Below are 19,302 nucleotides of genomic sequence, written 5' to 3'. Positions count from 1 at the left end.
TGAGAACAGCGATTTGCCATCAATGAGCATTACAGAGTCAAAACCCGTACTCGGGCCCTGCACCATCGCCACCCTGGCAAGCCCCAACGCCGCAAGGCTGGTGGACGACTACTGCAGCCACCTGCAGTGTCAGGTACTCGCCAGTGAACCCCTGACCCCCGGTGTTGCCGAGCAGTGGGGTTGCCCCGATCTTGAGCGCGCACGCTGCTGGCTGCTCGGTAACGCCCTTGGGCGCCCCTGGTTGCGTATTATTGAAGACGCCGGCGCCCTGCCCGTCAGCCCCCTCACACGCGCTGGCTGGATGTCCCTGGAAATTTTGGTGGAAGACCCCGATGCGCTGGCGGCAGCGCTCGCGTCTTCACCGTTCAAGGTGCTGCGCCCCGCCGCCAACCTGGAACTCAGTGACAAGATTCGCGCGGTTCAGGTACAGGGCCCCTGCGGCGAACTGCTGTACCTCACCCGGATTGCCGGCGAAGTGCCGCCGTTCCAGCTGCCGCAGGCACAGTGCGCGGTCGACCACCTGTTTATTCCGGTTCTGGCGAGCCGCGATCGCTCCGCGTCGCTGGCGAACTACGAATCCCTGGCCGAGCACCGCGGCCTCAGTTTTGATACCCGGGTTACGGTAATCAACCAGCTGCGCGGGCTGCCACTGGAACAGCAACACCCGCTTGCCACCCTGCAACTGGCCTCCAGCACCCTGATCGAAATCGACCAGCTGGAAGATCTTGCGGAAGCGCCGAGGCAACCCGACACGCTCGGCGGCGGCATCGCCATGATGACGTTTATTATTGATCGTCTGCCTGCCGGCGCCGTGACCTACCGGCATCGCGAAGCCCCCTACGATGGGCGCCGCAGCTGCACGGCATACGGCCACGATGGCGAGCGGATTGAACTGATCGAGCGCTGAGACTCCGACATCACTGAAAATTATTGAACGAACGATAACGACAGCAATAAACGAGAAGCCCATGCCCTACCGCACCATTCGCGGACACATCCGCTACACCAGCCGCAAACCCGATCGCCTGGGCCATGAACGCGGCCGGGAATTTTTCAGTATTACCCAGCAGGCGGACGGCACCGATGTACTGCAGGCCCACTGCGAAATCGACGACGCCCCCAGTGTTACCCGGGACATAGTGCAGGCACTGCGGCATTCCGATTCGGCACCACTGGACTGCTCCGTGCGCCTGACCGTGGGCGACCGTTTCGAGGGTACCGGCTGGTTCCGCTTTACCGAGAAACTGGCGGAATGCGAAACCTTCAACCATAGGGATGGCCGCATCAGCCAGCGCATTGAACTCGACGCGCCGGTGCAGTGGATGCAGTGCCACCCGATTGCCGGCGATGCGCTGTTGATGCGCCTGTATGACCTCTCCCAGGGCCCGGGCAAGCAGCACTTCCCGCATATGATGCTGTCGTCGCCAGACCACCGCGGCGCCACCGGCCCGCTGCTGTTCAAGATGGGGTTCTCCCTGGTGTATGTGGGTGAAACGGACATTACCGTGGAGGCCGGCACCTTCCGCGCACGCCACTTCCAGGTCACCGACACCGCCGCCGACCTGCCGGAAGAGCACCCACCTTATAACGTCTGGTGCACCGCGGACGACGATTACCTGTTTTTGCGTGCGGAAGTAGAGGGATACATGCAGACCCGTTACGAGCTGGCGGAAGTGCAGTATTTCGAATCCCGCGGTGGCATCACCAGCGCACAGCAGCCGACAACCGAAGCGGCTATCTGACCCCCACCCCCGGGCCGAAATTGACAATCGTCAATGCGGCCCCTTCCACCTCGCCTAGTATCGAAACTGGTAAAAATTCACTATGGCGAGAGACAATAATGAAAATACTGATTCTGGGCATGGGGCATGTGGGCAAGGCCCTTGCCGGCCGCCTCCGCGCCAACGGCCACCAGGTCATCGGCACCACAACCACTCCGGAAAAAGTCGAAGCACTTAAACCCTATGCGGACGACGTCGTGGTCCTGAAGGGCCACGAATCCGACAAGGTCGCCGCGGCGGCCGCAGGGGTCGATCTGATCGTCGCCACCGTCGCGCCCAACGTAAGAAATACCCGCACACCGGAAGAGCGGCACCAGCATTACAAACAGACCCTGGTGGATACCTGTTCCAGTGCCGCCGCCTGCTGTGACCGCCTGATTTTCCTGTCGTCCTTCTCCGTTTACGGCGATGGCGGCGAAGGCAGCACCCCCATCACCGAGGAAACTCCCACCAGCAACCACGAGGAACCCTCCTCCCTGTATTACCAGCAGGCGGAACAGCACATCCTGTCCCGCAGTGGCGGTTGCGTGTTGCGCTTCCCGGATATGTACGGCGCACCCGGCGACCTGAGCTTCCCCGAGCGGGTAAAACTGGCGCACTCCTATTTCGGCGGCAAGGCACTGTTCGGCGCCGACGCCCTGCTCTACGCAATCCACTTTGAAGACGTGGTCAGCGCGGTGGCCCATGCTATCGAGCACAAACTCAGCGGCATTTTCAATGTGTGTGACAACGAGCGCATTCCAGCGACCAACGCCCGTGTATTTGACGCTATCTGCGATGCCGAGGGGCTGTCACGGCTGGAGTTCCTGAACCAGATCAAGGCGCCCAACCGCCGGATTTCTGCGGAAAAAATCTACAGCACCGGCTACCGCGTCGCCCACGGCGACCCCAATGCCGCCTTCCTGCAAGAAACCACAACCGCTTGATGTATCTATAAGTCAATCAACAACAATAACTGAGAGATCAATGAGGCGAGCTATGAGTTCAGATACCAAAACCATCGACCAGTTTCTCGCAGAGAACCCCAACGTCGACGTGAGCAAAGCGTGGGAACGCTGCTGGGGTATTCTCACCGACGTGAAACAGACCATTGCCAGCCGCTTTACCGGGCTGGAGCTGGAACCGGCCTGTGAGGGCCGCGAGTACTACACCTCCCCCAACGGCGAGTTCGAGGGCTCATTCCAGGCGTGGAGCGGCGGCGACTGCGAATGGCTGGTAAATTCCTGGCTAGGCAACCGCAAGGCCAGCATCCTCGACATGAACGCCACCGCGTATCTGGGGCAGAAGACCGACGTGCCGCATTTCGTGATGGTTTTCGGCACCATCCCCAAACTGTTTTTCTACTTTGACTTCATGCCCCGCCGCAACCTGCTGGTGGACAGCGCGTACCTCGACAAGTACTACGCGCCGATCAACGACGAGTACCTGGCGCTGCGCGGCAACCCGAATTTCCAGTGGTCCGTGAGCCACGGCCCGTACATGCGCGCATTGATCAACCCGTCCACCCAGAGCCTGATGGGCGACCTGAACGACGAGAATATCGACATCCTCGAGGATTATGCCCGTCGCATGCTGGCACACTGGCTGCGCTGGTACGACGAGGCCGAGCCGCTGGCGGCAAGCGAGCGCGAATCACTGCGTCGCGACGACCACCAGCTGCGCCGCCTGTGCTACGAGCGCGACCCGATGAACAAACTGGCCACCAAGGTGTTCGGTGAAGAAGGTGTTCAGCAGATGCTGACCCTGCGGATGGGCGCGGAGCAAATGCGCCGCGCGATCGAGGTCTGATTCCCGGCCTGAAACCGGCTTACTCCTGCAGCAGCGGGGCTTGCGCCTCGCCCTGCAGGAGTTTGGCGAGATACTCAGGTGTAATCATGGTGCAGTAGTGGGTGCCCATAAAACTGTCGGGAACCGGCATAAAACGGCGATACTCCACGTGCAGCACTTTGGTACGCAATTTCAGCGTATCGCCCTCACTGTAGGCCACCTGGTACAACTCAGGACGCAGCCAGAATGGGCCGATAAATACACTATCTTCCTCCGCCAGCGCAACGTGATCCCGGGACAAAAGGCCGGTGCTGCCCTGTGCTTCCAGCGCCTCGTAGACATCGTCCAGCATCAGCGCCTGCCATTTCTGGCATTGGCGGTCTTCGTCTGCAATGGTGAAGCCGCTCACGCCCGTGTTCGCGGTACGGATGCGCTCGGCGGTTTTCATCTTGCAGGCCACGGTAACCGGATACTCCGCGCGTTCGCCGTCGGCAAACTGGTAACGGACATACTGGTGGGTGGTCAGTGGCTGCGCCAGCGGTTTGGATTTCTTGAACGAGGTCCAGTAGCTATCCTCCTCGTACAGCACATTTTCCACCGGCATATCGGTGCCGGCGATAAACTGCTGCATGCGCGCGCAAAAGGCCTCGTCCGTGGCCAGCGGCTGGGGGCCGGTCGTCGCCGACTGCACATGTGTGGCGATCCCGAACAGGATCGGAATCAACCCAAGGGTACGAATTGCTTTCACTCAAACTACCTCGCAGGCAGGGGATTAAAATGGTCACGCGCAAGAGGTACGCAGAATCGGAAGTTACAGATCATGGATACCGCAACTCCCATCGGCGTGAATTGATATTTATCAATCCACGACAGCAGACAGCTCGCTAACCTCGAATCAGGAAACCCTGAGCAATATTCCCAGGCAAGACGCTATGTACATGACTCGCTGTATTTTCGATGCCTTCAAAGTAGATTCCCTGCAGCCCCCCTACGATACGGGTATCGCCAGGATTTACTACCCCGCCCAGTACGGGGACACCTTTGAAGAGCGCAACACCGGAGCGGTACCGGTCGACGGCGCGATGGCGCCCTGTCCGGTACTGATCCTGTTCCACGGTATCAATATCGACCCCGCCGGCTACCGCTGGCTGGCGGAATCCCTGGCGACCTCCGGTATCGTCACCGTCACCTACCAGCTGGTGGCGGAGGAAATGCCGGGCTATGTCGCGGCAACACCCGGCATCGACCTGAAGGCGCTAACCCCGGATGAATTTGGCAAGCGCCCGTCGGCCCTCGCCCTGCCCGCGATTTTCGCCATGCTGGAGCGCCTGAACAACAAGGGACTATTGGCCGGCAAGCTCGATCTGCAGCGACTGGCATTTGGCGGCCACAGTGCCGGCGGCACCCTCGCCCTGCTCAATGCACGCCCATCCTGGTTCCCCGCACTGCGGGCCGTCTTCGCCTATGGCGCCCACACCGGTGCCTCCACCCTGTTGGGCTGGCCAGAGGAAACCCTGCTGCCGGTCAGCGCGGACCTTCCCGTGCTGTTGATCGGCGGCGACAAGGATGGCTGCATCGCCCACAGCGCTCACCGCTATGGGTCCGATAACGCCAGTGCCACCGCCCGTATCGAACAGACCTTTGACAGCGCAGTACCGGAAAACAACGGCAACAACACCCTGTTGCTGTTGAACGGCGCCAACCACTTCTCCATCTGTGCACCCGCGGATGATACCTGTGGCCGGAGCTTCATCGACTTTCCCGCGGATTCCGATCAGGGACGCAAAGCGGCGGGCCGCGCAATCGTTCTGTTCCTCCAATGCCATCTGCGCGGTGACACGGAAACACAAGCCGACTATCAGGAACTGACCGGAATCGCCCATCAGTCAATTCTCAAACTCATGCACAAATGAGCTGAATCGGCGTTTCCTGCCGCGCATCCCCATGCGCCATTAAAAAAGCCCGATCCACACGGATCGGGCTTTTTTATTTCCGATTTCTTGCAAACAGCGACGCGTCATCCAGCCACAATCCGCGTTCCACTCAATCACCAACGCAACAGAAAGGAAGCTCCATCTTCGGACAACTGCAACCCGGCCCCCAGCTGCCGGCATTCGCGGCCCAGGCTGGCCAACAGCCAATCGCGATCGCTCTTCCCGGGGTCTTGCAGACGGAACCGCCGCATCTCAAACGGGATCAGTTCCAGCCTGCGCAGCGCACCGTCCTCTCGCGCCAGATCAGCGCAGTACAGGAGCCGAAGTTGTGCACGATATTCTTCATGGCCGCCGATACCTTCATAGTCATTGATCAGATCCCCGCAGCCATAGAGGATTGCGCGGCCCCGGTACACTTCGATACCTATGGGATGGTGAGAGGAGTGGCCGAAAATCAGGTCCGCGCCAAGGTCGATAAGCCGGTGGGCAAACGTCCGCTTCTGCTGATCAATGCGGTAGCCCCAGTTACCTCCCCAGTGAATGGAAACAATCACCAGATCGCCAGGCTGATGATCATCACGCCACTGCCGGGCGAGATTCGAAGCGGTCGCGTCGGAAAGGTCGCCGATAAAATTCACCCCGGCCTTATTGGCGGTCGCCGCCCACTCACCGGGAACGCCACTGCCGGGATGACCGCAGGCAAACACCCGCAGGCGATTGCTTCCGAGCTGCATTATTGCCGGCTGCTCTGCCACACGCCTGTTCCCACCGGCGCCGACGGTTTGCATACCCGCGCGCCGCAGGCAGCTGATGGTTTCTGCGAGGCCGGCATATCCCCAGTCCAGCACGTGATTGTTCGCGAGGCTGCAGATATCGACCTGGGCGGCGATCAGCACCGGAATATTGCCCGGGTGCATCCGGTAGTTGATCCCCTTGTCGGGCCAGGCATCATCGCTGCGGGTGACCGCCGTTTCCAGATTGATCAGCCTGCAGTCCGGCTGCCGTGCGGCCATGGCCGCGAGTGCGTCCCCCCATACGTAGTCGAACGCTACCGGCGCGGGAATTTCACCATTTTGCGCTTCCGCCAGCGCCACATATCCGTCCGCAGAACGGATATACGACTCATAAATTTGCGGGTCACCCGCACAGGGAAGGACCTGGTCGATACCCCGCCCCGTCATGACATCACCGGCAAGTATCAGTCGAACAGCAGGCCCGTGTTTCATCGCCTGTGCACGCGTGCCGTGTTCAATGCAGTGGAAATATTCATGTGCTTCAGCCTTTGATACAGACCCGCGGCTCCAGCCGCGCCACCTTGTGGGCGAGACCGGCCTTTTCCGCCGCATCTACCACCGCACGTACATCCTTGTAGGCGCCGGGCGCTTCCTCGGCCACACCGCGCATCGACGGGCTGCGGATGATAATTCCGCGATCCGCCAGTTCATCGACCAGCGCACGCCCCCGCCACCGTTTGGTGGCCTGGTGACGGCTCATGGCGCGACCGGCACCGTGGCAGGCGGAATTGAAGGACAGACCCGCGCCCTCAACGGAACCCGCAAGAATATGCGACTCGGTCCCCATGGAGCCGCCGATCAGCACCGGCTGCCCCACTGCCCGCAGCGTCTCCGGGATTTCCCGGTTGCCAGGACCAAAGGCGCGTGTGGCCCCCTTGCGGTGTACATACAGCTTGCGCTGGCGGCCTTCCACCAGATGGTCTTCCACCTTGCAGGTGTTGTGGGAGACGTCGAACAGCAGCGTTAGATCCGCGTTGGGAACGACATCGGCGAATACCTCGCGGGTGAGATGGGTGATGATCTGGCGGTTCGCCAGCGCACAGTTGATGCCGGCGCGCATCGCGCCGAGATACGACTGCCCCAGCTCGGAGTTGATCGGCGCACAGGCAAGCTCGCGGTCCGGCAGCACGATGCCGTGCTTGCCGGCGGCCATGACCATGTACTTCAGAAACTCGGTGCCTATCTGGTGCCCGAGACCGCGGGAGCCGCAGTGGATGAATACCACCGCATCGTTTTCCTTTAACCCGAAGGCGGTAGCGATACGTTGATCGTAAATTTCGGCCACCCGCTGTACTTCCAGGTAGTGGTTACCGGAGCCCAGCGTCCCCATCTCATCCTGCTGGCGATTGCGCGCCCGCTCGGATACCTCCTCCGGCACCGCGCCGCGCATGCAGCCCCGCTCCTCGATATGCTCAAGATCCGCAGGATCACCGAAACCCTGCTCCACCGCCCACTGTGCGCCACCGCGCAGCATTGCCTGCATGCCCTTGTCGTTCAGGTGGATGCGCCCGGTGCTGCCCACCCCCACCGGTACATGCCGGAACAGTGCGTCCGCCAGCTGCTTTTTGACTGGTTCTATTTCATCGATCGAGACACCGGTACGCAGCGCACGCACACCGCAGGAAATATCGAAGCCGACACCGCCGGCGGACACAATACCGCCCTCATCCGGGTCAAACGCCGCGACGCCGCCGATAGGAAAGCCATAGCCCCAGTGTGCATCGGGCATGGCGTAAGCGGCCTGCACAATGCCCGGCAGGCTCGCCACATTGCACAGCTGCTCGAAGACCTTGTCGTCCATTTCCCGAATCAGTGTCTCGTCGGCGTAGGTGATCGCGGGCACGCGCATGTTGCCAGTGGGATCGATTCGCCAGCTGTATTCCGATTCACGTATGAGCGGATAACGCGCACTCATTGCAACCACCTCAGATATCCACGACACACTGGGCCACCCAGTCGCCATCTTCCCGCTGAGTGACTTTCAGGGCCGTATAGGTTGCCCCCTTCACTTCCACTGCGGGGGCGTGCTTCTGCCGGTCTACCTTCTCACCCCGCGCTATTGCGCTGAGCCGGCCTCCCTTGATCGTAATTTCAAACCGGGAAAACAACATATGGCGTGTCGCCATCTCGTAGATCAGGGCATTCAGCCAATCCACCAGCAACAGCTCGGGATCTGAACACTCGCATTCGATCGCCACCGCCTGCTGCGGAGCCACGGTTTCCAGCTCGGTCACCGTGGCTGTGAGCGCCAGTGCAGCCTGTTCAAAGGCCTGCGCCAGAGTCGCCCCGGTACCCCGCAGCCCCATGTCCGCCTGGTGGCTGAAATGCGCCCAGTGGGCCCGCATGAATCACCTGTAGAGGTTTAACAGAATCAAGAGAGAACAGAATCAAAAGAGAATCGACGTTTCGAGAACACCACCGGAATCTAGTCCAACACCCGAAGATGTAAAGCGCCCCCCAAGGCATCGGCAATCCCCGAGTTCACGTGCTGTGCCAATAAACGCTATATTGCCGGTTATCCAAGAGCAGCCAACGACGCGCCAAAGCCACCCAAATGTCATCCCTTGCCTCTCCGCCCATTTTTCGCTGGTCCTTATTCGACCAACTCACCAACAACGAGCTGTACGAAATCCTGCGCGCCCGCCAAGAGGTTTTCGCGGTAGAGCAGGACTGTGTTTACCAGGACGCCGATGGCAAGGACCAGCACGCGTGGCACCTCGCCTGCTGGGACAGCACGCTGGCGTCGCCAGTACTGCTGGCCTACCTGCGGGTGGTATTTCCGGGAAAAAAATACGCGGAGCCGTCTATTGGCAGGGTGCTCACCGTGGAGGCGGCACGGGGTACCGGCCTCGGACGGGAATTGATGAGATATGCGATCAGACACACCTTGCGGGAGTTCCCACAGGCACCAATCCGCATCTCCGCACAGCTCTACCTGAAAAAATTCTATGAAGAATTCGGCTTTGAACAGATTGCAGAGCCCTATGACGAAGACGGCATTCCGCACATTGAAATGTTGCGGCCATTTGCCTGATTAGCAGGAACGCGGTGGAGCAGCCCCACCTGTCTGTAGAGTCAGCCTTTGACCGAATTTGGCATGGGCAAAGCATCCGGCAGATTTATTAGGAGTTTGGCGGTCTCTTACCTACAATTCGCCGTTTTCTCTGCAGCCGAGCCCCCTTGCCCCATGTCCAGTACCCCCCTATCCAGTAACATCGCCCCCCGCGACTTCCAGTCCCTGCCGTTACAACCTTCTCTCCTGCAAAACCTGCGGGATCTCGGCTTCAAGCAGCTCACCGAAATCCAGGCGGCAGCACTACCCGCGATTGTGGAAGGCCGGGATGTTATCGGGCAGGCCAAGACCGGCTCGGGCAAGACCGTCGCCTTTGGCCTCGGCGTACTGCACAAGCTCCAGCCGGAGCGCTTCTGCGTGCAGGCACTGGTGTTGTGCCCCACCCGTGAACTGGCGGACCAGGTCGCGCGGGAGCTGCGCAAGCTGGCGCGGGCCATTCACAACATCAAGATCCTGACCCTGTGTGGCGGTATGCCGTTCGGCCCGCAAATCGGCTCACTCAAGCACGGCGCGCATATCGTGGTGGGAACCCCGGGCCGTATTGAAGACCATATCCGCAAGGGCAACCTCGACCTGGGCGAAGTGCAAACCCTGGTACTCGACGAAGCGGACCGCATGCTGGACATGGGTTTCCAGGCGGTACTGGACCAGATCCTCGCCGAGCTGCCGAAGGAGCGTCAGACACTGCTGTTCTCCGCCACCTACCCTAAGACCATTGATGCGCTGGCAACACGGGTACTGCAAAACCCGGTGAAAGTGGAAGTAACAACCACCCACACCCAGAGCACCATCGAGCAGAAATACTACCGGGTGGAAAACAACGAGGAGCGGCCCGCTGCGCTGTATCAGCTGCTGGCCAACTACTCACCCTCTTCGGCGGTGGTTTTCTGCAACACCAAGAAGGAAACCGATGAGGCCGCCCAGTCCCTGAAAAGTGCCGGTTTCGCCGCCCTGGCCCTGCACGGCGATATGGAACAGAAAGACCGCGACCGCACCCTGGCCCTGTTCGCCAATGGCAGCGCCTCCATTCTGGTGGCCACCGATGTGGCCGCGCGCGGGCTGGATATTGAGGAACTGCCGATGGTGGTGAACTACCACCTGTCCCGAGATCCGGAAGTACACACCCATAGGGTCGGCCGTACCGGGCGCGCGGGCCAGAAAGGCATCGCGCTAACCCTGGTCAGCAAAAAGGAAATCTACAAGGTCGAGCGGCTGGAAGAAATGCTGCAGCAGCCCATCACACTGCAGGACGTGCCACCGCTCCCCAAAGGATTCGCGCCCTCCCGCCCGACCATGTCGACCCTGCAGATCGACGGCGGCAAGAAACAGAAAGTGCGCGCCGGTGACGTGGTTGGCGCACTGACCGGCGAGGGCGGGATTGACGGCAATCAGATCGGCAAGATCCAGATCTTCGACTTTTCCACCTTTGTTGCGGTAGAGCGACCCGTGGCCAAGAAGGCCCTGAGCAAGCTTGGCAACGGAAAAATCAAGGGCCGCAATTTCCGTGCGCGGATTGTTGGTGTTTAAGTTTTTGTCGAGGTCGTGACTAACCAACGGCGCTGAAATTTAGCGCCGGCTTTTGCCCTCCCTCTGCCTACGCCCCAGTAGTTAACACGGATGTACTAGCTGTGGGTGGCTTGGCGCGCCAAACCGCGCTAGTACAAACGTACAAACTGACCAAATAAGGCGGGATAGTCAGCCCGTTTTTGAGACTAATTGCTCAATACAATTTAAAAATCAGCAGGCAAGCAGTATCGTCATCATCACTTCATTGTAAATGTGAGTACACGGGGTAGTATCCGGACGGTTCGGGAACCCCGGACAGCTCCGGTTTGAGAAAGAAGAGTGCACCCTGGGTTCAGCCAGATTCATCTGGCTGAACCCTCGCCTCGTTGGCAAGTCCCCTGCACTCTTGTCCGTCTTCTGCAGTCTTACCTTCCATGTTTTTGAAATCGAGTGGCAGTGCGTACGCACTTCCCGTGCATTTGTATTGTGCGCACTGCAGAGGCGATCCCTCAGGAATTCGATGTTCGAAAAGCAAACCAAAAAAATAAGGAACAATTTGCAATGACGCGTTTTTTAGGAATCACTTGCACACTGGCGCTTGCCATCAGTGCCCATGCGGCGGACCGCGTTCCGGCGACCCCGGATATGCTTTCCCCGCAAGCACTGGCTGCCACCAGCGGCACTGACATCGCACTTGAGGAAATCCGCACACGAACCCTGCCAAACGGCAAAGTCATCACCCGTTACCGACAGACGCATCAGGGAATTCCCGTGTGGGGGCAAACCATCACCAGCTCTGGCCAGGGGGTATCGGCGCAGGTGAAGGGTGACGTGCTCATGGGCCTGACTCTGGATGTACCTTCTACCAAGGCATCCATTGCCGCTTCCAATGCAATACAGCGGGCAATGAGCCACAAGATTGATCAGCGCGCACAACAGGGCCAGATCAACGGTGCGCTGTCCGTGCCCGCGCTGAAGCTCGCGGCAAAGAACCAGAAGCAACAGCTGTATATTCACGTGGACAGCCAGAACCAGGCGCGACTCGCGTATCTGGTGAGCTGGGTGGAATACGGTGATGAACCCTCGCGCCCCTTCTACTTTATCGATGCGCTGACCGGAGAGGTGATTGAACACTGGGATGGTCTCACGCATCAGGACGCAACCGGTCCCGGCGGCAACCTGAAGACCGGGCGTTATGAGTACGGTACCGATTATCCGGCGATGCAGGTAGACAGCAGTTGTCGTATGAATACGACCAACGTCGAAACCGTCAACATGAACCACGCTACCAGCGGCGGCAGCATCTTCTCGTTCACCTGCCCTTACAATGAATTCAAGACGATTAATGGCGCCTATTCGCCGCTGAACGATGCACACTATTTTGGTGGTGTGGTTTTCGGGCTGTACAACGACTGGTACAACACCGCGCCATTGACGCAAAAGTTGCGTATGCGCGTGCACTACAGCAACAACTACGAAAACGCGTTTTGGGATGGCAGCCAGATGACCTTCGGGGATGGTGGCAGTACCTTCCATCCGCTTGTCAGCCTCGATGTTTCAGCGCATGAAGTGAGTCACGGCTTCACCGAGCAGAACTCGGGACTGCAGTACTCAGGACAATCCGGCGGCATCAACGAGGCCTTTTCCGATATGGCCGGTGAAGCCGCCGAGTTCTATATGCGCGGTAGCAACGACTGGCTGGTAGGCGCCGACATCTTCAAGTCCAGTGGCGCGCTGCGGTATATGCAGGACCCCACCCTTGACGGCAGTTCGATCGGCCACGCATCCAATTACTATTCCGGTATGGATGTGCACTACAGTTCCGGGGTGTTCAACCGCGCCTTCTACCTGATTGCCAATACCAGTGGCTGGGATACCCGCAAGGCATTCGATATCTTCGTACTCGCGAACCAGATGTACTGGAACTCCACGTCGGATTACATCAATGCGGCCTGTGGTGTGATGTCGGCGACAGAAGATCTGGCTTACGATCTCGCCGCGGTTTCTTCCGCGTTTAATACCGTCGGTGTTTCTACTTCCAGTTGCGGCGGCGGTGGCGGCAATCCCGGTGGCGGTGAACTGCAAAATGGCGTGGCAGAGAGCAATCTCTCCGGCAGTACCGGGGCTGAAATCCACTACACCCTGGAAGTACCGGCTGGCGCCAGCAACCTGAGCTTCCAGATTTCCGGCGGCAGCGGTGATGCCGACCTGTACGTACGCTACGGTTCCGCGCCTACCACCTCCAGTTACGATTGCCGTCCGTATATCGGTGGCAACAGTGAAACCTGCAATATTTCCAATGTGCAGGCCGGTACCTATTACGTCATGGTCCGGGCCTACAGCAGCTTCTCAGGTGTAAGCCTGGTAGGCAGCTTCGACGAAGGCACTGGCGGTGGCAGCAACGGTGATGGCTGGGTCGAAACCAACCTCTCCGGCAGCCGCAGCTCCTGGCAGCACTTCACACTGGACGTACCCGCCGGCATGTCCGCACTGAATGTGCAGATGTCAGGGGGTAGCGGCGACGCTGACCTGTATGTCCGCTACGGCGCCCAGCCGACCACCAGCAGTTATAACTGCCGCCCGTATGTTTCGGGCAATAGCGAAAACTGCAGCTTCAACAATCCGCAGTCCGGCACCTGGTATATCAGTATTCGGGGCTATACCGCCTATTCCGGCGTCACCCTGGAGGCCCAGGCCACACCCTAACCACCACAGGTTAAAGAAAATGGCGGCCAATGGCCGCCATTTTCTTGTGTAACGTACCCACAGCCCCGGAAATCAGCACCTGTAAATTGATCTAGACTTCCAGCGACCGAAATCCGTACCGATCTGACCGGCGGAGAAACGCTCGATGAGCTTCAGCATAGAGAACCGGGCCAAATTAGCCTTTGCGATCATGGTGCTGTTCGGCCTTGTGGCAGGGGCGATTTGGTACCATCTGACATCCGGTCGCTTCACCACCTATGAGATCCTCACCCAGGATTCCGTATCCGGTCTTATGGTCGGGGCGCCGGTCGAGTTCCATGGTGTGGATGTGGGAACGGTCAGCCAGGTCGACCTCACCGGTCCCCGCAGTGTCCGTATACTGCTGAAGGTAGAGAAAGACGCGCCTGTCAGTGGAGCAACGGTTGCCACCATTACCGCCAGGGGACTCGCCACGCGGGGCTTCACAGGTTATGTCTACATCCTGCTGGAAGACACCGGCACAGACCAAAGCCCGCTAGCGACAGCTGCTGGCAGCACCTATCCACGGCTGCCCAGTGCGCCATCCCGCTCGGTCAACCTGGATACGGCAATCAGCCAGGTCAATCAAAACGTACAAATCCTGACGGAACTCGTGCGAGCCCTGCTGGATGGCGAAACTATCGCTTCGCTCAAACAGACTGCGGCGAATTTGCAGAAGGTCAGCCAGGTACTCGCGGGGAACCAGGAGCGCCTCGCCTCGATCATCGCAAATACCGAACAAGCTAGCGGCCAACTTGGACCCTTGCTGGTATCGAGCAACGACACCATGACCACACTGCGACAGACCAGCCGGATGCTGGCCGAGAACCAAGAACGGCTCAGCGCAATCATCGTTAATACCGAACAGGCAAGCGGACAACTCGGACCACTACTGGCGTCCAGTAACGACACCATCAACGCACTGCAGATCCAGGTTCTTCCCGAGGCATACCGGTCGATCACCAACCTGAATAAACTGGCGAACTCCATGGAGCGCCTGACGGAAAAGCTCAATCGCGACCCTTCTATTCTGGTCCGCGGCACTACCCCACCATCACTCGGCCCCGGCGAAACCCGATGACAGCTAGCGGCTACTTTCCATTAGCCAAAACCCTTCTGGTTGCAATCGTCACAACAACGATCTCTGGCTGCTCGCTATTTTCGCCGGTAGATAACGAAACCCGTGTAGCACTGATCAACAAACTGCCGCAAGGAATACCCCAAAGAGAGACCCATGCAACCACTCTATTGGTGCTGGCACCGGCAATCAATCCCGCTTACGACACTGTTCGAATGATCTACCGGATACAGCCATACCAGATAGACTACTTCAGCAAACACGAATGGGGGGCAACGCCTGCACAGATGCTGCATCCCCTGCTCACGCAATCGCTTGAGAACACCCACTACTTCAGCACCGTTCTCACCCCGCCCTATTTCGGCCCGTACAATTATGCACTACACGCGGAGATTATCGAACTCACTCAGGATTTCACCTCCAATCCCGCAACCCTACACCTTTCCCTGCGGGTACGACTCACCGAAGGCGACTCGAACAGGATCATTTCAGCCAAAGCGATTTCGCTGCAGGAGCAACTGCAGGAGAACACCGCTTACGCCGGCGTAATAGCAGCCAACGAAGCCACGGCGAAAGCCCTGCAACAGATAACAGAGTTTGTACTGGCAGCGGTACGATAACCGCCATCTACTCACGCATGCCGGGAAGCATTTTCTTCAGGGTATCGTCCCGGCTAATAAAGTGATGCCTTAACGCCGCGCCAGCATGGACCAGGATGAGGCCAATCAACGCATAGCCAAGCCACTTGTGAATATCAATGAGCACCTGGAACAGGTATTCATTTTTCGCAATGAAATCCGGCAGCCTGAAGCCGAAAAAAAATACAGGGATACCCGCCGCGGATGACATCAACCAACCGCTCACCGGCAATGTGAACATCAGCGCGTAAAACGAAAGGTGGACAAACCGCGCCGCTAATTTCTGCCAATCCGGAAGCCCCTCCGCCAGCGCCGGCAGTGCATTGCCAATGCGCCATGCCAACCTTAGTGCAACCAGGACCAGGGCAAGAATTCCGTATTCCTTGTGATAAAAAATAAGCAGGAGTTTTTGTTTGTTGAAACCGACATCTGGCAAACCGCTCATATAGACACCCAGCGCGATAAGCGCGATGAGCAACACAGCCATCAACCAATGAAGTACTACGGCGACTAGGCCGTAACGCTGGTATGTGTTCGTGAGCGCGGTCATTTAATGCACTAATTGATTAGATGCCAATTTCGTATCAGAAGTACCGACCAAGAAATAATAACCTATGCAAACAATACTTGGGGCAAGTGGGCAGATTGGGCGCGAGCTGGCGAGCCACCTGAAGCGGGACTTTACGAGTAATATTCAGCTCGTCAGTCGAAGTCCACAACAGGCTAGCGAATCTGGCACCAACATGGTGCCAGAGCCCTCCGGGATGGAAGATCTATAATGATTGGATATCCGACCAAACCGGCCCCCATCACCCGACATCTCCCCGCCAGAGAAAATTCATCATGCGCGCTTCGACTTTCCTGTCCGAATTTCTCATTCTTCTTTCAATGCTTCTACTGCCATTGGCGTACGCTGAAACGCCGCCCAAAGAAAATAAAGTGACAGTTCTTGTCGAAGGCTATGTCAGCCCTATTGAAGGAAGGGAGTTTGTGCCGGGTAAATCCGCGGATGGTGCGCGGAAGGTTGCGGGCACCGTGGCTCTGGTCCAAGGAAAAGACATTACCCTGGTGGCCGATCCCGGCATGGTGAGCGACAGAAGGCTGATTCTAGATGCACTGAAAAGGCAGGGTGTTTCCCCGGAACAGGTCACCCACGTCTTTGTCAGCCATCATCACCCCGACCACACCGTCAATATTGCCCTGTTTCCCAACGCAGAGGTGGTGGACTTCTGGGGACGGTACCGCGGAGACACCTGGCACGACCATCCCGATGGCTATGAACTGGCACCCGGCATCAAGGTGATACACACGCCCGGCCACACCGACGAAGATGCATCACTTGTGGTGGATACCCGGGAAGGTACCTACGTATTGACACATCTGTGGTGGTTTCCTGATATGACACCAGCTCAGGACCCACTGGCATCCAGCCAAAGTGACCTCGATAAACACCGCAAGAAAATTCAGGAAATTGCCGACTGGATTATTCCGGGACACGGGAAAATGTTTAAGAATCCGAGTAGACAGTAAGAGATTTAGACAGCACCGCGGGAGCACTCCCACTCCCGCGCGGCCTTTCTGGTTTGTTGTTTGCCGTCAAAGCGCTCGGCGGATTTCGCCCGGACATGAGCGCCGCCTTTGCGTAACAGCGGGTTTTGCGCCACCGGATTGCCAGGAGTGCGCCGTTCTTCGGCGGAAATTTTAATGCTTATTTTCCGCTCCGCTTTTTTCTTCAATAACGTCTCCTCATGAGTTTTCTTACCCCTTGATACAGATCACCTGTTTCAGGGTATGTACCACATCCACCAGATCGCTCTGGTTTTCCATTACTTGGTCGATATCCTTATAAGCTGCGGGAATCTCATCGATCACTCCGCTGTCTTTCCGGCAATCGACCCCTTTGGTCTGCTCTTCCAGGTCCTGTCGGCTGAAACGCTTGCGCGCGGCAGTACGGCTCATTCGCCGTCCTGCACCGTGGGCACAGGAGCAAAATGATTCCGTATTCCCCAGGCCCCGGACGATATAGGAGCGCGCGCCCATGGACCCGGGGATAATGCCCAGCTGATCCTTCTGCGCACTGATCGCGCCCTTGCGGGTCACAAAGACATCGCGCCCGAAGTGCTGCTCCCGCACCACATAATTGTGATGGCAGTTGATCGCCTCAGACTCCAGCGTAAATGGTGGGAGATACTGCTGCAGCACACCCACAACCAGCTTCATCATTTCCTGGCGATTGACCCGCGCATATTCCTGAGCCCAATGCACCGCTTCGATATAGTCAACAAAGTGCCCATTGCCCTCACTGAAATACGCCAGGTCGCGATCCGGAAGGTTGTGCATATGCCCCTCCATATCCCGCTTCGCCAACTGGATAAAATGCTGACCAATGGCATTACCGATTCCCCGGCTGCCGGAGTGCAGCATGACCCAAACCCGGTTGCTTTCATCGAGACAGATCTCGATAAAGTGATTGCCGCCGCCGAGCGTGCCCAGCTGGGTTACCCAGGTTTCCTGGGGATTGCGCAGCTTTTTCAGCAGTTCCGGGTGCTTGGCAAACAACAGGTCCGCGCCGGCCGCCAGATTCTGGGCCGCCGCCTCCCGCGCACTGATCCGCTTGTGCCGGGCAAAACCCACTGGCACACGCCGCTCGATCGCCTCCCGCAGCGGTTTCAGGTTATCGGGCAACTGGTTGGCATGTAGCGAAGTACGCACTGCGTTCATCCCGCAACCGATATCCACACCCACTGCCGCCGGAATAATTGCCCCGACCGTCGGGATAACCGATCCAACTGTAGCCCCAATCCCCATATGTACGTCCGGCATCGCCGCAACATGGGAGTGGATAATAGGCAGTTGGGCGATATTTTTAAGTTGTTGCAATGCGGCATTTTCGATGTCTTGCGTGAATATCTTTACCGGTACCGTACCGGCAGGCGCATTGCTGTTGAGTACCATTTTTACTGGCATGAACTTTCCCTGATTAATCTGAATTCAATAAACGGCGCGATAGCCACTAATTGCAAGGGCGCAGCCCTCATTACTGTGATTCATACTTTTACCCTAATATCACTTCCGTTCCTGCCAATTCCGCCTGTTGCTGAGCCCCACCTGTAAATACTCCATCTGATCAGACAGGATCTGGTGAGCCTGGAGCAGGATCGCTTCATACGGATTGGGCAGGAACGGCACTGCCAGCAGTGGCATGCCTGCCTCGTCCGGAGTCATGGCACCTTTGCGGTTGTTACAGCTTTTACACGCTGCTACAACGTTTTCCCAGCAATCGGCTCCACCACGGGACGTCGGTATCACGTGATCTCTCGTCAGTTCAGAACGGCGAAAACTCTCACCACAGTAAAGGCAAAGGTGCTGATCGCGAGCGAATAGACTCAAGTTGGTAAGAGCAGGACGATGCCTTGAACGAATACGATCGGCTTTTCGTCCTGCAATTACCGGCGCAATCGCGAGTAACGAGCGATGGCCACAGTTCCGATACCCGCCGCGCAGAATCGTCTTGAATGTGCCAATTTCCCACAACACCTGATCTTTTGCATACAAATAGGCCGCGCGCTGTAGATCGATCCAACGGATAGGTCTACCTCCCGCGTCTAAATACAATACTCGAGCCATTGTTCTTCCCTTCGGGCAAAAAGCCTGGCCGCTTTTTTCTGGCACGCCCGGGGGGAGTCGAACCCCCAACCAAGACCTTAGAAGGATCCTGCTCTGCCAATTGAGCTACGGGCGTCTTAGAGTTTCATAAATGTCACACGATCCGTAGTGCGATACCCCCGTGCCAATAGATACTGCATGGCCAGCCGGCGATCCTCAGGAGATACCTGGTTTAGCACTACACGTAAAGGCAGGCAGTGCCGGCCGTTGCACCATGAGAGGAAAGCAATCAGGCTTTCCCGGCTTGGCTGCGGCTGCACGATCTGCAAGATCGACACAGGGTATTCGCGCATAATGCGCTTGGCACTGACATAGTTCGTCGTAGCCAGGCCCGCGCCGTG

The 19,302-nt window shown here is 58.1% G+C and carries 20 protein-coding genes and 1 tRNA gene; 11 read left to right on the top strand and 10 right to left on the bottom strand.

Annotation, left to right across the window (positions count from 1 at the left end; translation table 11 throughout):
- Window positions 1–22 precede the first annotated feature (22 nt).
- The 4 genes from VIL80_RS14645 (at window position 23) to VIL80_RS14630 (ending at window position 3,569) form a co-directional block, all read left to right on the top strand.
- Window positions 23–907, top strand: coding sequence for a hypothetical protein (locus VIL80_RS14645; protein WP_332036836.1), 885 nt, complete (start codon window positions 23–25; stop codon window positions 905–907).
- 61 nt (window positions 908–968) lie between these two features.
- Window positions 969–1,742 carry a hypothetical protein gene (locus VIL80_RS14640; RefSeq protein ID WP_332036835.1) on the top strand — a complete coding sequence of 258 codons (774 nt, stop codon included), beginning with the start codon at window positions 969–971 and terminating at the stop codon, window positions 1,740–1,742.
- A gap of 98 nt (window positions 1,743–1,840) precedes the next feature.
- Complete coding sequence (locus tag VIL80_RS14635) at window positions 1,841–2,707, top strand: NAD-dependent epimerase/dehydratase family protein (protein WP_332036834.1); 867 nt, start codon at window positions 1,841–1,843, stop codon at window positions 2,705–2,707.
- Window positions 2,708–2,759: 52 nt separating this feature from the next.
- Complete coding sequence (locus tag VIL80_RS14630; RefSeq protein ID WP_332036833.1) at window positions 2,760–3,569, top strand: hypothetical protein; 810 nt, start codon at window positions 2,760–2,762, stop codon at window positions 3,567–3,569.
- A gap of 19 nt (window positions 3,570–3,588) precedes the next feature.
- Here the strand turns inward: VIL80_RS14630 and VIL80_RS14625 are convergent, their stop codons facing one another.
- Window positions 3,589–4,296 carry a hypothetical protein gene (locus VIL80_RS14625; RefSeq protein ID WP_332036832.1) on the bottom strand — a complete coding sequence of 236 codons (708 nt, stop codon included), beginning with the start codon at window positions 4,294–4,296 and terminating at the stop codon, window positions 3,589–3,591.
- A 184-nt stretch (window positions 4,297–4,480) separates the two neighbouring features.
- On the opposite strand from VIL80_RS14625, the gene VIL80_RS14620 reads away from it, so the two are divergent.
- Window positions 4,481–5,461 carry an alpha/beta hydrolase gene (locus VIL80_RS14620; protein ID WP_332036831.1) on the top strand — a complete coding sequence of 327 codons (981 nt, stop codon included), beginning with the start codon at window positions 4,481–4,483 and terminating at the stop codon, window positions 5,459–5,461.
- Between the two features lie 134 nt (window positions 5,462–5,595).
- Here the strand turns inward: VIL80_RS14620 and VIL80_RS14615 are convergent, their stop codons facing one another.
- The 3 genes from VIL80_RS14615 to VIL80_RS14605 are packed head-to-tail and all read right to left on the bottom strand — an operon-like array spanning window position 5,596 to window position 8,621.
- On the bottom strand, window positions 5,596–6,708 hold the full coding sequence (locus tag VIL80_RS14615; RefSeq protein ID WP_332036830.1) for a CapA family protein: 1,113 nt from the start codon (window positions 6,706–6,708) through the stop codon (window positions 5,596–5,598).
- 49 nt (window positions 6,709–6,757) lie between these two features.
- Window positions 6,758–8,191: an RtcB family protein gene (locus tag VIL80_RS14610; RefSeq protein WP_332036829.1), complete on the bottom strand. Its 1,434-nt coding sequence runs from the start codon at window positions 8,189–8,191 to the stop codon at window positions 6,758–6,760.
- Between the two features lie 10 nt (window positions 8,192–8,201).
- Entirely contained in the window at window positions 8,202–8,621 is a 420-nt protein-coding gene (locus tag VIL80_RS14605) for an archease (protein ID WP_332036828.1), read from the bottom strand.
- A 209-nt stretch (window positions 8,622–8,830) separates the two neighbouring features.
- Between VIL80_RS14605 and VIL80_RS14600 the strand changes: the two genes are divergently transcribed.
- The 5 genes from VIL80_RS14600 (at window position 8,831) to VIL80_RS14580 (ending at window position 15,277) form a co-directional block, all read left to right on the top strand.
- Window positions 8,831–9,310 (top strand): GNAT family N-acetyltransferase, encoded by a 480-nt coding sequence (locus VIL80_RS14600; RefSeq protein WP_332036827.1) that lies wholly within the window; start codon window positions 8,831–8,833, stop codon window positions 9,308–9,310.
- 153 nt (window positions 9,311–9,463) lie between these two features.
- The gene (gene dbpA, locus VIL80_RS14595) at window positions 9,464–10,876 is read left to right on the top strand and encodes an ATP-dependent RNA helicase DbpA (RefSeq protein ID WP_332036826.1); all 1,413 of its coding nucleotides are present in this window, start codon (window positions 9,464–9,466) and stop codon (window positions 10,874–10,876) included.
- A 540-nt stretch (window positions 10,877–11,416) separates the two neighbouring features.
- Window positions 11,417–13,561, top strand: coding sequence for a M4 family metallopeptidase (locus tag VIL80_RS14590; protein ID WP_332036825.1), 2,145 nt, complete (start codon window positions 11,417–11,419; stop codon window positions 13,559–13,561).
- Between the two features lie 145 nt (window positions 13,562–13,706).
- Entirely contained in the window at window positions 13,707–14,660 is a 954-nt protein-coding gene (locus VIL80_RS14585; RefSeq protein ID WP_332036824.1) for an MlaD family protein, read from the top strand.
- Window positions 14,657–15,277, top strand: a complete 621-nt coding sequence (locus VIL80_RS14580; RefSeq protein WP_332036823.1) for an ABC-type transport auxiliary lipoprotein family protein — start codon at window positions 14,657–14,659, stop codon at window positions 15,275–15,277. Before VIL80_RS14585 ends, VIL80_RS14580 begins: the two co-directional genes overlap by 4 nt.
- A 7-nt stretch (window positions 15,278–15,284) precedes the next feature.
- Here the strand turns inward: VIL80_RS14580 and VIL80_RS14575 are convergent, their stop codons facing one another.
- Window positions 15,285–15,845 carry a cytochrome b gene (locus VIL80_RS14575; RefSeq protein ID WP_332036822.1) on the bottom strand — a complete coding sequence of 187 codons (561 nt, stop codon included), beginning with the start codon at window positions 15,843–15,845 and terminating at the stop codon, window positions 15,285–15,287.
- A gap of 293 nt (window positions 15,846–16,138) precedes the next feature.
- Between VIL80_RS14575 and VIL80_RS14570 the strand changes: the two genes are divergently transcribed.
- Complete coding sequence (locus VIL80_RS14570; protein WP_332036821.1) at window positions 16,139–16,825, top strand: MBL fold metallo-hydrolase; 687 nt, start codon at window positions 16,139–16,141, stop codon at window positions 16,823–16,825.
- A gap of 5 nt (window positions 16,826–16,830) precedes the next feature.
- On the opposite strand, the gene VIL80_RS14565 is transcribed toward VIL80_RS14570, so the two are convergent.
- The 5 genes from VIL80_RS14565 to VIL80_RS14545 all read right to left on the bottom strand — a co-directional run.
- The gene (locus VIL80_RS14565; protein WP_332036820.1) at window positions 16,831–17,031 is read right to left on the bottom strand and encodes a hypothetical protein; all 201 of its coding nucleotides are present in this window, start codon (window positions 17,029–17,031) and stop codon (window positions 16,831–16,833) included.
- Between the two features lie 22 nt (window positions 17,032–17,053).
- Complete coding sequence (locus tag VIL80_RS14560) at window positions 17,054–18,262, bottom strand: RtcB family protein (RefSeq protein ID WP_332036819.1); 1,209 nt, start codon at window positions 18,260–18,262, stop codon at window positions 17,054–17,056.
- 99 nt (window positions 18,263–18,361) lie between these two features.
- Entirely contained in the window at window positions 18,362–18,922 is a 561-nt protein-coding gene (locus VIL80_RS14555; RefSeq protein WP_332036818.1) for an HNH endonuclease, read from the bottom strand.
- Window positions 18,923–18,961: 39 nt separating this feature from the next.
- Window positions 18,962–19,037 (bottom strand) — tRNA-Arg (locus VIL80_RS14550).
- Between the two features lies 1 nt (window position 19,038).
- A partial coding sequence (locus VIL80_RS14545) for a hypothetical protein (protein ID WP_332036817.1) occupies window positions 19,039–19,302 on the bottom strand: 264 nt, incomplete at its 5' end.

The sequence above is a fragment of the Microbulbifer sp. genome, assembly GCF_036563125.1.
GTDB lineage: Bacteria > Pseudomonadota > Gammaproteobacteria > Pseudomonadales > Cellvibrionaceae > Microbulbifer.
Note: the sequence above shows the minus strand (reverse complement) of the source record. Positions and strands in the feature narration are given on the sequence as shown.